This is a genomic window from Glycomyces buryatensis, from assembly GCF_004912275.1.
Lineage (GTDB): Bacteria > Actinomycetota > Actinomycetes > Mycobacteriales > Micromonosporaceae > Glycomyces > Glycomyces buryatensis.
Window position 1 is genome coordinate 12,670 of record NZ_STGY01000066.1, and the last position, 13,338, is coordinate 26,007.

Consider the following 13,338-nt stretch of genomic DNA (forward strand, 5'->3'; position numbering starts at 1 on the left):
GGGGTCCGCCTTGGACTACCTCTTTTGGCGTGCCCCGCAAACGGTGAAGACCCCGAGATCGACGCAGACCCCGCGATCGACATAAAGGAACCGGCCCCGCGTAATAGCGCGGGGCCGGTCTTCCTATTCGTCTAACCGACCTGCGAGAGCCAGGACTGCTCTTCGCCCCCGGCGGCCTGCCGGTAGGGCTCGATCTCGCGATCCCAGTCGAGGCCCAGCAGCTGGTCGAGGCCGCTTCGCAGGGCCTCGGCGCTGGTCGTGGTCGCCAGCAGCGCCCGGATGCGGTCCTCGGCGACCATCACGCCGCCGCCGGCGCTCATCGCCGCGCGGAAGACGCCCCGACCCGGGACGTGCATGATCCGCTCGCCGTCGCGCCCGACGCTGGCGTCCTCGGTCACCTCGAAGCGCAGCATCGGCCACTGCGCCAAGGCCTTCGCGACCTCGGCGCCGACGCCCGGCTCGGCCGTCCACGGCCGCTCCGCGCGCATCGTGCCGCGCTCGGCCGCCTGCGGCGCCCATCCGAGCTTGACCGTCGCCGAACCCAGGACACGTCCGATAGCCCACTCGACGTGCGGGCACACGGCCGACGGGCTGGAGTGGATGTAAATCACGCCGCGTGACTGCATCGCGCACCTCCTTGGGAATCGGCGTATCTGAGTACTGGCTCACTCCTTGTGGTCAATTGGTGACGATTAAAAATCGTCCAACGGCTATCGGCCGGGTCAGTTGAGGGATGAACTCGAACCCGGCACGCTATTCCGCTCACTTACATACTGACAGCTTCGAACACATCGCGCTAGGCTTAAACCGCTCCGGGCGCTCACTTTTTCGATGATTCGTTGCGTCACACCTGGTCTATGTGCTAGTTCGCACAGGCCGCACCTGAGCTACACTTGCGCATGACCGGCATACTGTCGGTTTTCTTTTGTGGCCCAACCCAGGTTCAGTGCCCGTCTTCCGGGCTGCTCTGCCTGTGTCAGGCCGAAGATTTCGTCTTACATGGTGAGGAGACCGGCGTGGCAGCCAACACTTCCAAGACAGCACGCGCTTCCGTCAAGGCCGGGCAGGCAAAGAACGGTGCTGGACTCAACGTTCTCGGTGAGTTCAAGTACCTGATCCCGCTCAACAACGGGAAGCACGTCTACCTGCGCAACCTGACCGACGGGCGCACCCTGCACCTGGCCACCGGCACCGACGCCTTCGCCGAGGCCATCAAGGCCCTCGCCGAGGCCGGTCACGGTGCGAAGATCAAGGTCGAGCTGGAGACCCTCGCGTCGACGCTCCCGGCCGAGCAGGGCTGGGACACCACGCTCAAGTCCCTCGAAGAGGCCGGTGCCTTCGGTGAGCTCGCCGACGCCGCCGCCTAAGGCCCAAACGTAAAAGGCTCCATGCACTCGCGATGCGAGGCATGGAGCTTTTTCATTGCCCGCTAGTCGTATCACCGTCTATCCCGCGCGCATTCGAACGGGACGCACCCACGCCTTACCGATGCCATTCGGTTGCGCGCTGCGACCCATTCCACAGGTCTTTCTCGTCCGTACGTATGAGAACCATTCAGTTCCTCGGGTACTGCGTCCCCATCTTGCATAAACGGACGGGCTAATCGCCGGTGCAGACCTCGTCGGACATCGGCACCCGGTCGACCTCCCACACCGCGCCCACCTGGAAGCAGTACTCGTCGGCCGGGCTCAGTCCCGCCGACGTAATCGTCGTCTCGGTCGTCGGCCCCTGGCCCAACAGCTCGGCCTGCTCGTCGCCGACGCGCTGCACGAACACCGTGTAGCTCAGCTGCGAGTCCTCGGCCGGGGCGCTCCAGCTCAGGGTGATCTGCCCGTCCGCCCACGACTCGATCGTCAGGTCCTGCGGCGCGCCGTCGCCCTCCAGCTGCGCCGGGTCCAGGTCCTCTTCGGTCTTGTTCGGCGCGATCAGCCACAGCCACCCGCCCATGACCGCCCCGAGCACCACCGTGATCACCAGGCCCAGAATCACGTACGGCCGCAGGCCGCCCTGCTGTCCGCGCTCCCTCGGACGCGGCGGCGCCTTCGGGGCCTTCATCGGCCGCGACTTGTGTTGCCTCTCGCCCTCGCGCCCGATCACCGGCGGCGCGAACGCCGGCTGCGGCGCCTGCTGGGGCGGCGCTCCCTGCTGCATGGCCTGCTGCGGCATCCACGGCGTGTTCGGCGGCTGCATGCTCACCGGTGCGTGCGGTGGCGCCGAATACGGCACGGTCGAGATCGGTGGCGCGCTGGCCTGCGGCGTGCCGCTCACCGGCATCGCCGAACCGTCAAGGGAGGCATAACGCGAGTCCACCGACTGGCCCAGCGTGTAGCGCCCGTCGGTCCTCCCACCGGTCACGCCCTGCCCGAGCGTCCCGCCGCCCTCAGGGCCCCTCTGGGACCCCACCGGCGCGAACGGGTCCAGCGGCACCCTGGTGCCCCGCGAGGCGACCTCGGGGCGGTACACCGTCTCCTCGTTGCTGACGTCGTCGATCCGCGAAGGCGCCGAGGCCGTGCCGACGCCATTGCCGTACATCCCGCGCTGGAGCTCGTCGGCGAAGGCCTGGCACGAGGCCGGGCGCCGGGCCGGGTCGCGCGCGAGCGCGCGCACCAGCAGCTCCTCGACCCACTCCGGGACGTCCTCGCGCGGCAGCTTCGGCGGCGGCTGGTCGGAGGTGACGCGGCCCCGGTGCGTGTCGGGGTCCGTCCCGCCCTCGGGGTTGGCGAACGGCGCGAAGCCCGCCAGCAGGTGCCACATGCTCGACGCCAGGCTGAACAGGTCGCTCGAAGCGGTCTGCGCCGTCCGCAGCAGCGCCTCGGGGGAGGCGTGGAGCGGGGTGAGCTTGTCGATCGCGGCCGTCGCCGACAGCGAGGCGCTGCTGCGGGCGATCCCGAAGTCCGCCAGCGCCGGTCCGTACTGGCCGCGCAGGATGTTCTGCGGCTTGACGTCGCGGTGGAGGATGTCGGCGTTGTGGGCGGCCTGGAGGGCCAGCCCGATCTTGATGCCGACGTCGATGACGTCGTCGATGCCGAGGGGCCCGTTCGCCTTCATGATCGCCGAGTACGAACCGCCCTCGCAGTACTCCATGACGATGTAGGGCCGGCCGTCCTCAGTGGAGCCGGTGTCGATGATCGAGACGATGTGGGGGTGGCCCGAGACCGCGACGGTCGCCTCCAGCTCCTTCTCGACGGAGTCGGCGGTGGTCATGTCGTCGTCCACGAGCAGGACCTTGACGGCCACGGCCCGGTCGAGTCGCTCCTGGACGGCGCGGTAGACGAACGCGGTCGAGCCGTGAGCGACCATCTCGAAGTCGCGGTAGCCGGGGATGGCCGGGGTGGGGGAGCTCAAGGCGGAGGCTTTCTGTTGGGGACGCGGTTCGCAGTGGCGGCGCGCAAGCTTCGCCGCGTGTGCGTCCCCAACAGATTAGCGTGTCGTTAGTGGTGCCCGCCCTAGATGGGTGGTCGCCGGTTGGGGAGGAGCATTGCCCGGTCTATTTTCCCGCTCCCGTCGTTATCGAACGTCCGCTTACCACTTTCGGTAGGCGGACATTCGGCCGTCTAGGGAGCGGAAAAATATCCTCGGGCACCGCGGACCTCCCCGATCAGCGACTACCCATCTGGCCGTTGAGGAGGTTCGCGACCCGGATCAGACCCAGGTGCGAGTAGGCCTGCGGGTGGTTGCCCAGCCCGCGTTCGGCGATCGGGTCCCACTGCTCGGGCAGCAGGCCGGTCGGTCCGGCGCAGGCGAGGATCTGCTCGAACAGTTCCTCGGCGTCGGCGCGGCGCCCCACCTGGAGGTAGGCCTCCGCGAGCCAGGCGGCGCAGATGATGAATCCGCCCTCGGTGCCCGGCAGGCCGTCGTCCCGGTGGTAGCGGTAAACGGTCGGCCCGCTGCGCAGTCCGGCCTCGATCTTGAGGACGGTCTTGAGGTAGCGCGGGTCGTCGGGCTTGAGCAGCCCCGACAGGCCCACCCACAGGGAGGCGGCGTCGAGGTCGTCGTGCCCGTAGGCGGCGGTGTAGGCGCCGACGTCGTCGTTCCAGCCCAGCTCCAGCACGTTCTTCGCGATCGCGTCGCGCAGTTCGGGCCAGGTGGGTGCGGCCTCCATGCCGAACTGCTCGGCGACCTTCAGGGCCCGGTCGACGGTCACCCAGCACATCACCTTGGAGTAGACGTGGTGCCGGGGGGCCTGGCGGGCCTCCCAGATGCCGTGGTCGGGTTCGTGCCAGCGCTTCTCGACCGCCTCGACCATCGATGACATGACCGACTGCTCGAAGTCGGACAGGTGGCCGCGCCGTTGGGCGACGTCCTCGATGAGCATGGCGACGGGACCGAAGACGTCGAGTTGGACCTGGCTGGACGCGGCGTTGTTGATGCGCACCGGCCTGGCCCCGGCGTAGCCGGGCAGGGTCTCGATGATGGCCTCGGGGCTGGGCGCCTGGCCTTCGATGTCGTAGAGCGGGGCGAGCCGCTCCGGGTGGCCGGCGGTGCGCTCCAGAATGCCGGAGACGTACTCGAAGTACGCCTCGGCCTCGTGGAGCGAGCCGAGGTCGACCAGGGCGTTCGCGGTCATCGCGGCGTCGCGGATCCAGCAGAACCGGTAGTCCCAGTTGCGGACCCCGCCGAGTTCCTCCGGCAGCGAGGTCGTCCCGGCGGCGAGGATCGCGCCGGTCGGCTGGTACTGGAGGGCCCGCAGCGTCAGCGCCGAGCGCGAGACCATTTCGGGCTCGATCAACGGCAGTTTCAGCGAGTCCGACCAGTTGCGCCAGCCCGCCTCGGTGGTGCGGCGGCGGACCTTGACCGGTGGCTTCCAGTCGTCCAGGTTGTCGATTCCGGCGCGCATCTCCAACGTCAGCGAGCCGCCCATCTGGGCGAGGTCGACGGTGGCGGTCGCGAAGGAGAACTGGCCGTCGTATTCGATGTGCCATTCCACGCCCGGCGAGCGGAGGCTGATGGGCTCCCTGCCGCCGAGGACCTTCAGGCCGTCGTCGCCGACCGGCTGGAGCTGCACGGGCAGCTGGCCGAATTCGGGGCGCGGCGCGAAGGTGATCTTGACGGGGATCTCCCCGGTGATCTCGCGGACCAGGATGGTGGCGTTGACGTCGCCCCGGCGCCGCAGCGTCGAGTCGAGCCAGTCGGTGACGGCCAGGCCCGGCCAGCGGGTCTCGACGGTCATGGTCCCGGAGATGTAGCGCTGGCCCAGCGGGATGCCCGCGTTGACCGGTTGCACCGTGAAGTGGCCGGCGTGTTCGCCGCCGAGCAGGTCGGCGAAGATCGAGCCGGAGTCGGGCCTGGGGTGGCACATCCAGGTCAGGCGGCCCTCTGGCGTGAGCAGCGCGTGGTTGGCGCCGTCGGCCAGGAGGGTGTGGCGCTCGATGAGCTGGGCCGATTCGCCCTGGAGCCATGAGCGCCGCGCGTCGACCAGGAGGGCCAGGAGCTTCGCGACGTCTTCGGGGTCGGCGATGCGGTGGCTGGCCCTGGTGGGGCCGGAGCCGACGCGGACGCCGATGTCGGGGCCATGGAGGTGCGCAAACGCATTCTCGTCGGTCACGTCGTCGCCCAGGAAGAGGACCGCGGACGCCCCCAGCTGGTGGCGGAGCTGGTCGAGGGCGTCACCCTTGTGGGTGGCCACCACCGACAGGTCGATGACGGCCTTGCCCTCCGTCGTCTGCACGCCATCCCAAGTGGACGGACCCTCGCGGACGTCCTCGGTGGCGCGCTCGGCGCCTGCGGCCGAGCACTCCCTGGTGTGCAGGGCGGCTCCCGCCGGTTTGGGCTCCACCCGGGCGCCCGGGTGGCGTTCGCCGATGGCCGTCAGCTCCGCGACGAGTTTGTCGCGCAGCCGCTGGTCCTCGCTGGAGAGCGCCCGGGTGAAGCCGATGTCGAACTCCGAGCCGTGCGAGCCCACCAGGTGGATCTCGGACGGCAGGCGCGAGAGCGTCGCCAGGTCGCGCAGGGCGCGACCGGAGATGACCGCGACCTTCGTCTGCGGCAGGTTCGCGAGTGTCCGCAGGGCCGAGACCGACTCAGGTATCGGCTTGGCCTGCGAGGGATCGGTCACTATCGGGGCGAGCGTGCCGTCGTAGTCGCACGCGATCAGCAATTGCGGAACGCGTGCGAGCAAAGTAAGGGCCGAGCGGAGCTCCTCGGAGGAACTCATGTCCTCGGGGGCGGACCCCTCTGAGGCGGATCCCTCTGGGCTTGGTGCGGTCATATGGCGTAACTCCAACACCGGTCAGTTGTGGAAAAGTGAGCCTACCGGCCTTCCGCCCCCGTATCAGTCGGCGGCGGGTGGGCTGCCCGGATTGTACGCCGCGCTGCGTTCCGGAACGCCTAGCGCCGTGAGGAAACTGCGCGCCCAACGACTCACGTCGTGCTTGCGCAGATAACGCCTCATCGCACGCATCCTCTTCATCTTATCGTCAAGCGGCGCGTTCGCGGCTGTCACAAATCCGTCTTTCAAACCGGTCAAATCATGCGGATTCACCAAGAACGCCTGCCGCAGATCGCCTGCGGCACCGGCGAACTCGCTCAAGACCAGCGCGCCGCGGTTATCGACCTGGCTCGCCACGTACTCCTTCGCGACCAGGTTCATGCCGTCGCGAAGCGGAGTGACCGCCATGACGTCGGCGGCCTGGTACAGCGCCGCCAGTTCGTACCGGTCGAAGGACTGGTGTAGATAGTGGACCGCCGGGAGTCCCACTTGACCATACTCGCCGTTGATGCGCCCCACCTCCCGCTCGACCTTGTCCCGCAGCCTGCGGTACTGCTCGACCCGTTCTCGACTGGGGGTGGCGACCTGGACCATGACGGTCCTGGGCACCTCGAATCGCCCGTCCTCGAGCAGTTCCCGGAACGCTTTGAGGCGCTGTTCGATGCCCTTGGTGTAGTCGAGGCGGTCGACGCCGAGGATGACCGTCTCCGGTTCACCCAGCTCGGTGCGGATCTCCTTGGCGCGCTGGCGGACCCGCTCGGTGCCGGCGACATCCTCGTTGGTGGCGGTGTCGATCGAAATGGGGAAGGCGTCGGCGCGCACCAAACGGTCGTCGACGGTGACATAGTGGCCCCGGGGCCGGTAGCCCAAGAGGTGCCGGGTCAGGGCCAGGAAGTTCTGCGCGGCCAGCGGCCGCTGGAATCCGACCAGGTCCGCCCCGAGGAGCCCCTTGAGGATCTCCATCCGGTGGGGCAGCTGCATGAACAGCTCCACCGGCGGGAACGGGATGTGCAGGAAGAACCCGATGCGCAGGTCCGGGCGCCGCTCGCGCAGCATCGCGGGCACCAGCTGGAGCTGGTAGTCCTGGATCCACACCACCGCGCCGGGCGCGGCCTCCGCGGCGCACACTTCGGCGAAGCGGGCGTTGACGTCGTGGTAGGACTTCCACCAGGAGCGCTTGAAAACCCGCGGTTCGACCGCGTCGTGGTATAGCGGCCACAGCGAGGCGTTCGAGAAGCCCTCGTAGTAGCGAGCGACTTCATCGGCGCTCAGTTCGACCGGCAGCAGTTTGATGCCGTCGGCCTCGAAGGGCTCGGGAGCGGCGCCGGGCCGGCCGGCCCATCCGATCCACGTGCCCTGATTGGCCTGCAGTACTGGTTCGAGGGCGGTGACGAGGCCGCCAGGGGATCGGCGCCAGGTTCGATTTCCCTCGTCGTCGACCACAGAGTCGACGGGGAGGCGGTTGGCTACGACAATGAAGGATGCGTTGCTCAATTCGTATTCCCTCCTTTACGCAAGCCTAACCTCGCAACATTGCCGACCGGTTGCGGTGACGTAGCCGGACCCGGGGTCGGCCCGCATTGGCGGGTTCGGCGCGGGCTTGACATCATTGACACCGGTCAGTTCCGAATCGTGCGAAGGATCAGCGTGGCGCAGTTCATCTACACCCTGGAAAAGGCGCGGAAGGCGCACGGCGACAAGGTCGTGCTCGACGACGTCACCCTGTACTTCCAGCCCGGTGCCAAGATCGGCGTGGTCGGGCCCAACGGCGCCGGCAAGTCGAGCCTGCTGCGGATCATGGCGGGTCAGGACCAGGTCTCCAACGGCGACGCCAATCTCGCGGTCGGTGCGACCGTCGGCATGCTGGCGCAGGAGCCGCCACTGAGCGAGTCCAAGACCGTCATGGAGAACGTCCAGGAGGCCATCGCGCCGATCCAGGCCAATCTCGACCGGTACAACGAGGTCGCCATGGAGATGGCCACCGACTACACCGACGAGCTGATGGAGGAGATGGGCCGACTCCAGGAGGAGCTCGACGCCGCCGGGGCCTGGGAGATCGACTCCAAGATCGAGCAGGCGATGGACGCCCTGCGCTGCCCGCCCGGCGACTGGCCGGTCACCAACCTGTCCGGTGGCGAGCGCCGCCGCGTGGCGCTGTGCAAGCTGCTGCTCGAAGCGCCCGACCTGCTGCTGCTGGACGAGCCCACCAACCACCTCGACGCCGAGTCGGTGCTGTGGCTGGAGCGCCACCTGGCCTCCTACGCCGGCGCCGTCATCGCCATCACGCACGACCGGTACTTCCTGGACAACGTCGCCGAGTGGATCCTCGAGCTCGACCGCGGCCGGACCTACCCCTACGAGGGCAACTACTCCACCTACCTGGAGAAGAAGGCCGAGCGCATGAAGGTGGAGGGCCGCAAGGACTCCAAGCTTCAGAAGCGCCTCAAGGACGAACTCGAATGGGTCCGCTCCAACGCCAAGGGCCGCCAGACCAAGTCCAAGGCCCGCCTCGGCCGCTACGAGGAGATGGCCGCCGAAGCCGAGAAGACCCGCAAACTCGACTTCGAAGAGATCCAGATCCCGCCGGGCCCGCGCCTGGGCTCGACCGTCATCGAGTCCAACGACCTCCACAAGGGCTTCGACGGCGTCACGCTCATCAACGGCCTCGACTTCTCCCTGCCGCGCAACGGCATCATCGGCATCATCGGCCCGAACGGCGTCGGCAAGACGACCCTGTTCAAGACCATCACCGGCCTGGAGAAGCCCGACATGGGCGAGGTCAAGGTCGGCCCGACCGTCGAGATCTCCTACGTCGACCAGAACCGCTCCGGCCTCGCCGGCGACAAGTCGGTCTGGGAGACCGTCTCGGACGGCCTCGACTACCTCATGGTCGGCAAGGTCGAGATGCCCTCGCGCGCCTACATCGCCGCGTTCGGCTTCAAGGGCCCCGACCAGCAGAAGCCCACCAAGGTCCTCTCCGGTGGCGAGCGCAACCGCCTGAACCTCGCGCTCACCCTCAAGCAGGGCGGCAACGTCCTCCTGCTCGACGAGCCCACCAACGACCTGGACGTCGAGACGCTCTCCTCGCTGGAGAACGCGCTGCTGGAGTTCCCCGGATGCGCCGTGGTCATCAGCCACGACCGGGCCTTCCTGGACAAGGTCGCCACCCACATCCTCGCCTGGGAGGGCGAGGACGAGAACGGCCAGCCCAAGTGGTTCTGGTTCGAGGGCAACTTCGACTCCTACGAGAAGAACAAGATCGAGCGCCTCGGCCCCGACGCCGCCAACCCGCACCGCGTGACGCACCGCAAGCTCACCCGGGACTAGCCATGGGCCGCTTCAACACCGACGTGGCACTGCGCTGGTCCGACATGGACGCGTTCGGCCACGTGAACAACAACAAGTTCATGGTGCTGCTCGAAGAGGCCCGCGTCGCGATGATGTTCACCCAGGCGACGGACGCCGGGATCCCCGGGTTCAGGGAGGGCATCGTGGTCGCGCGCCACGAGGTCGACTTCCTGCTGCCCGTCGTGGTCCCGGCCGACGCCCGGGTCGAACTCTGGGTCGACCGGATCGGGAACTCGTCCTTCACGTTCGCCTACGAGCTGTTCGCCGACGACAAGCTCGCCCTGCGGGCCAAGACCGTCATGGTCCCCTACGACGTCGCCGAGCAGCGGCCGAGACGCGTCACCGAGCAGGAACGGGCGTTCCTGGAGCAATGGACCGAGTGAACCTCGCCGGCGACGACGCCTCCTTCGCCTCCCGCGTCGCCCGGCTCGACCCCGACGCCCCCGTCCTGGTCAAGGACTCCCGGCTGTGGGCGACCCTGCCCATCGGCGTGCTCGCCGTCCGCGACCTCGACTCGGCGCTCGACGAGGGCGTCTACCGTGCCGCGGGCCTGGCACAGGGGACCGGCGAACCCGGCCCGGAGGCCGGCTGGCGCGGCAAACTGCCGCTGGGGGAGTGGGAGACCATCGAGACCATTCCGGCCGCCGAGATCGCCCGCCTGGACCGCCAGGCCGGCGAGGCGCTGGCCGAGCGGCGCGGCCAGGGCACCGGCGACCGGCGCCTGCGGGACGCCCTGCTCGACCACGTCGTGCTCCGCGTCGAGCACGACGGGAAGACCCATCACGTCGAGTTCCGGCTCATCGCCGCGCTCATGCGAATGGGCTTCCTCGGCGACGATCCCGTTCGGGTGGTTCGGGCCGGGCGACGCCTCGGACTCGCGGCGACGTTCGGGACCGTCTGGGAACGCGAGCGGGGCCTGCCGCTGCTGTGACGGGCCGGCCGTCCCAGAAACTGGACACCCGTTCACTCTGACGGAAATACGACTTCCGAGTGAATCTGTGACACCTTCCCGACCTCTACATATGAGACGGGTGACAGTCGCTCGTTCGGTACTGCGAACAGGCGCACGAGGGTTCATACTTTTGGTCAGGATTGGTTGACGGTTGTGCCATGTCGGTCCGAAGCCCTAGTCTGCTCACCACAACGCGACGTAACTTGGCACTGCCCGCGAAACACAATCAATTGCCCAGTCAAGCAGGTATGCCAACGTAAAGCCCAGTACTGCCAGTGATTCGCATTTTGGGTGGGAAGGCGGACAACACCATGACATGGTGGCGCAGCAGCAGAAAGCGCGATGCAGAGGAAGCGGCGATCGAACCGGTCGCCGAGGTCGACAGCGAGATCGGCGGCACGGCCGAGCGCGCCCACGCGCGCGGCAGCCAGCCGAGCGCGGTACCGAGTCCTCGCACCGACGGCCTCGAGGCCGCCGGTGTCGAGACCGAGACCGACGAGTTCGAGCACACCGCCGAGCAACTGGTCTACGGACCCGACGAGGAGCAGATCTCCGAGGTCGAACGGTGGCACCTGATCAAGCAGGACCTCGAAGAGATCGACCCTGACTTCATCACCGACCTCGAACAGATCGCCGCCGAGGCGCGCGACGAGTCCGCCCCGCTGGACTCCGACCGGATCGTCTCGGCGCTGAAGAACCTCGACATCCGCTACCTGATCGATGAGAACGGCGGCATCGTCGCCCTCTGGGAACGCCACATCGTGCAGGTGCGCGCCGAAGGACCCGACTCCGACATCCTGGTACTGCGCGCCCGCGCCTACCAGACGGTGCCCCGAGAGTGGGCCGAGCGCGGCTACGCGGCCATGAACGAGTGGAACCGCACCCGCCGCTTCCTCAAGGCCTACCTGGGCGAGCCGACAGAATCCGGCGCCATGCCGGTCTTCGGCGAGATCCAGGTCCCCGTCCGCCCGGGCATCACCACGGCCCTCCTCGAAGAACTCATCGACTGCGGCACCGCTATCTCGGGCACCTTCGTCGAATGGCTCGAAGGCGAACTGCTGTAGACCGCAACGAATTCGGGCCCGGAAGCACTGCTTCCGGGCCCGAATTCGTCGCGGTGAGAAAGGAGGGCGGGCCGCTTAGCGGCCCGCCCTTCCACCGATGCTTGTCTAAGAGTTCCGCATGAAATCTGCCGCGCGCTCCATGTACTCCCACATGACCTGGTCGTACTCGGGCGCGAGCTCCACGGTGTCCATCGCCGACCGCATGCAGCGCAGCCAGGCGTCGCGTTCGCGCTCGCCGATCGTGAAGGGGGCGTGGCGCATTCGCAGCCGCGGATGGCCCCGCTCCTCCGAGTAGGTGTGCGGGCCGCCCCAGTACTGCTCCAGGAACATCTGGAGGCGCCGGGCCGCGGGGGCCAGGTCCTCTTCCGGGTAGAGCGGGCGCATGATCTCGTCGCCCGCGACCTCTTCGTAGAAGGCGTCAGTGAGACGCTTGAACGTCGCCTCGCCGCCCACGGCCTCGTAGAAGGACTGCGTGGGCGCGGGCTGTCCGGTGGGCGTCAGCGGCACGACGCTGCGAGGGCTGTCAGTCGGCATCTCTCCATCGTGCCAACCGCAGGACCGCCTGGGAAGCCGATCCGGTACGCGTCACACCGATTGCGCCGCAGATCACCGTTACTGCGCGGGGCCGCCCGTGCCGCGCGGGATGTAGACCCGACTCGACGTGTTGACGATCTCCGCCTCGCGCAGCGACTCGCTGATGCGCAGCCGCAGCTCACGGCCGACCGCCCACTGCTGATCCGAGGAGGTCCGGACCCCGAGCCGCACCTTGATCTCGTCGATCGTCACCTCGACCACGCCGAGGTACTCCGGCGCCTCCAGAATGTGGCCGCGCCACTCGTCCTCCCCGACGAACGCCTCCGCGATCCCGGTGATGATCTCGCCGACCCGGTCCACATCCGCGCTCGGCGGCAGCGGCGTGTCCACCACGACGTACGCCCAGCTCTGACTGGAGTTGCCGACCCGAAGAATCTGGCCGTTGCGCACGTACCAGAGCGTCCCGTCGAGCGACCGCAGCGTTGTCACCCGCAAACCCATGTCCACCACTTCGCCCGTGGCGTCGCCCACGTCCACGAAGTCGCCGACCCCGTACTGGTCCTCCACCAGGATGAAGATCCCCGCCAGATAATCCTGCACCAGATTCTGCGCGCCGAAGCCGATCGCGATGCCCGCGATGCCGGCGCTGGCCAGGATCGGTGCCAGGTTCACGTTGAAGACGCTGAGCACCAGCATGAACGCGACGGACATGATGATGATGCTGGTCACATGCTGGAGCACCCCGGTGAGGGTGTCGGCGCGCTGCGAGGAGCGGTCGCCGACGATCCCCTCTCGGCGGGAGGCCGAGGAGGCCAACCTGTCGGCCAGGTCGGAGATCGAGGCGGGGCCCTTGGTGGTCGTGACCTGCTTGATGATCCGGTGGATCGATCGGTTCACGAGCCAGCGCAGCACGAGCGCGGCGGCGATGATCATCAGCACGTGGAAGATCGTGTCCAGGACCGCCCCGCCGTCGACGGCGAAGCTCTCGCTGTCGGTGATCTTCAAAAGCAGCGAGCAGGAGTTGAATCCCGCCTCGCAGGGCGAGGCGTCTCCGGTTGCGGCAAGCAGTTCCACGTTGGTCCTTTAGCGGTCAGCGGCGAAGGCGCCGGTCGGCAGCGGTAGGGCGCCAGAATCGGTGCACCGGGCCGGTCGTCGGCACCTGTTCGACCAGACGATATTCACCCGTCATCAAACATCCCATCGAACCGGGGTGCAATTTTCTGAGATTTAGG

Annotated in this window: 11 protein-coding genes; 5 read left to right on the forward strand and 6 right to left on the reverse strand. The window is 67.9% G+C overall.

What is annotated here, in order from left to right; translation table 11 throughout:
- Positions 1-131: 131 nt before the first annotated feature.
- Positions 132-626 (reverse strand): DUF3145 family protein, encoded by a 495-nt coding sequence (locus tag FAB82_RS17600; protein ID WP_136535851.1) that lies wholly within the window; start codon positions 624-626, stop codon positions 132-134.
- A gap of 390 nt (positions 627-1,016) precedes the next feature.
- Between FAB82_RS17600 and FAB82_RS17605 the strand changes: the two genes are divergently transcribed.
- Positions 1,017-1,367 carry a hypothetical protein gene (locus tag FAB82_RS17605; RefSeq protein ID WP_136535852.1) on the forward strand — a complete coding sequence of 117 codons (351 nt, stop codon included), beginning with the start codon at positions 1,017-1,019 and terminating at the stop codon, positions 1,365-1,367.
- Between the two features lie 232 nt (positions 1,368-1,599).
- Here the strand turns inward: FAB82_RS17605 and FAB82_RS17610 are convergent, their stop codons facing one another.
- From FAB82_RS17610 to FAB82_RS17620, 3 genes are all read right to left on the reverse strand, one after another.
- On the reverse strand, positions 1,600-3,345 hold the full coding sequence (locus FAB82_RS17610; RefSeq protein WP_136535853.1) for a protein kinase domain-containing protein: 1,746 nt from the start codon (positions 3,343-3,345) through the stop codon (positions 1,600-1,602).
- A gap of 253 nt (positions 3,346-3,598) precedes the next feature.
- Positions 3,599-6,208: a trehalose-phosphatase gene (gene otsB, locus FAB82_RS17615; protein WP_136535854.1), complete on the reverse strand. Its 2,610-nt coding sequence runs from the start codon at positions 6,206-6,208 to the stop codon at positions 3,599-3,601.
- A gap of 63 nt (positions 6,209-6,271) precedes the next feature.
- Positions 6,272-7,702 carry an alpha,alpha-trehalose-phosphate synthase (UDP-forming) gene (locus FAB82_RS17620; RefSeq protein WP_136535855.1) on the reverse strand — a complete coding sequence of 477 codons (1,431 nt, stop codon included), beginning with the start codon at positions 7,700-7,702 and terminating at the stop codon, positions 6,272-6,274.
- A 153-nt stretch (positions 7,703-7,855) separates the two neighbouring features.
- Here FAB82_RS17620 and ettA point away from each other — a divergent pair, with 153 nt between their 5' ends.
- The 4 genes from ettA to FAB82_RS17640 all read left to right on the forward strand — a co-directional run bounded on the left by ettA (position 7,856) and on the right by FAB82_RS17640 (position 11,572).
- Entirely contained in the window at positions 7,856-9,535 is a 1,680-nt protein-coding gene (ettA, locus tag FAB82_RS17625; RefSeq protein WP_136535856.1) for an energy-dependent translational throttle protein EttA, read from the forward strand.
- A 2-nt stretch (positions 9,536-9,537) separates the two neighbouring features.
- The gene (locus FAB82_RS17630; protein WP_136535857.1) at positions 9,538-9,939 is read left to right on the forward strand and encodes an acyl-CoA thioesterase; all 402 of its coding nucleotides are present in this window, start codon (positions 9,538-9,540) and stop codon (positions 9,937-9,939) included.
- Positions 9,927-10,487 carry a DUF8185 domain-containing protein gene (locus tag FAB82_RS17635; protein WP_136535858.1) on the forward strand — a complete coding sequence of 187 codons (561 nt, stop codon included), beginning with the start codon at positions 9,927-9,929 and terminating at the stop codon, positions 10,485-10,487. Before FAB82_RS17630 ends, FAB82_RS17635 begins: the two co-directional genes overlap by 13 nt.
- A 332-nt stretch (positions 10,488-10,819) precedes the next feature.
- Positions 10,820-11,572 (forward strand): type III secretion system chaperone family protein, encoded by a 753-nt coding sequence (locus tag FAB82_RS17640; RefSeq protein WP_136535859.1) that lies wholly within the window; start codon positions 10,820-10,822, stop codon positions 11,570-11,572.
- A 105-nt stretch (positions 11,573-11,677) separates the two neighbouring features.
- On the opposite strand, the gene FAB82_RS17645 is transcribed toward FAB82_RS17640, so the two are convergent.
- Together FAB82_RS17645 and FAB82_RS17650 are read right to left on the reverse strand one after the other, a co-directional pair.
- A complete protein-coding gene (locus tag FAB82_RS17645; protein ID WP_136535860.1) occupies positions 11,678-12,106 on the reverse strand; it encodes a globin in 429 nt (142 codons plus the stop codon).
- A gap of 78 nt (positions 12,107-12,184) precedes the next feature.
- Positions 12,185-13,180 carry a mechanosensitive ion channel family protein gene (locus tag FAB82_RS17650; protein ID WP_136535861.1) on the reverse strand — a complete coding sequence of 332 codons (996 nt, stop codon included), beginning with the start codon at positions 13,178-13,180 and terminating at the stop codon, positions 12,185-12,187.
- Positions 13,181-13,338 lie beyond the last annotated feature (158 nt).

What these genes read in the sequence shown, in the direction of transcription:
- FAB82_RS17635 (WP_136535858.1), top strand. Translation starts at nt 9,927, where the DNA reads ATGGACCGAGTGAACCTCGCCGGCGACGACGCCTCCTTCGCCTCCCGC.
- FAB82_RS17645 (WP_136535860.1), bottom strand. Translation starts at nt 12,106, where the DNA reads ATGCCGACTGACAGCCCTCGCAGCGTCGTGCCGCTGACGCCCACCGGA.
- FAB82_RS17640 (WP_136535859.1), top strand. Translation starts at nt 10,820, where the DNA reads ATGACATGGTGGCGCAGCAGCAGAAAGCGCGATGCAGAGGAAGCGGCG.
- FAB82_RS17600 (WP_136535851.1), bottom strand. Translation starts at nt 626, where the DNA reads ATGCAGTCACGCGGCGTGATTTACATCCACTCCAGCCCGTCGGCCGTG.
- FAB82_RS17630 (WP_136535857.1), top strand. Translation starts at nt 9,538, where the DNA reads ATGGGCCGCTTCAACACCGACGTGGCACTGCGCTGGTCCGACATGGAC.
- otsB (WP_136535854.1), bottom strand. Translation starts at nt 6,208, where the DNA reads ATGACCGCACCAAGCCCAGAGGGATCCGCCTCAGAGGGGTCCGCCCCC.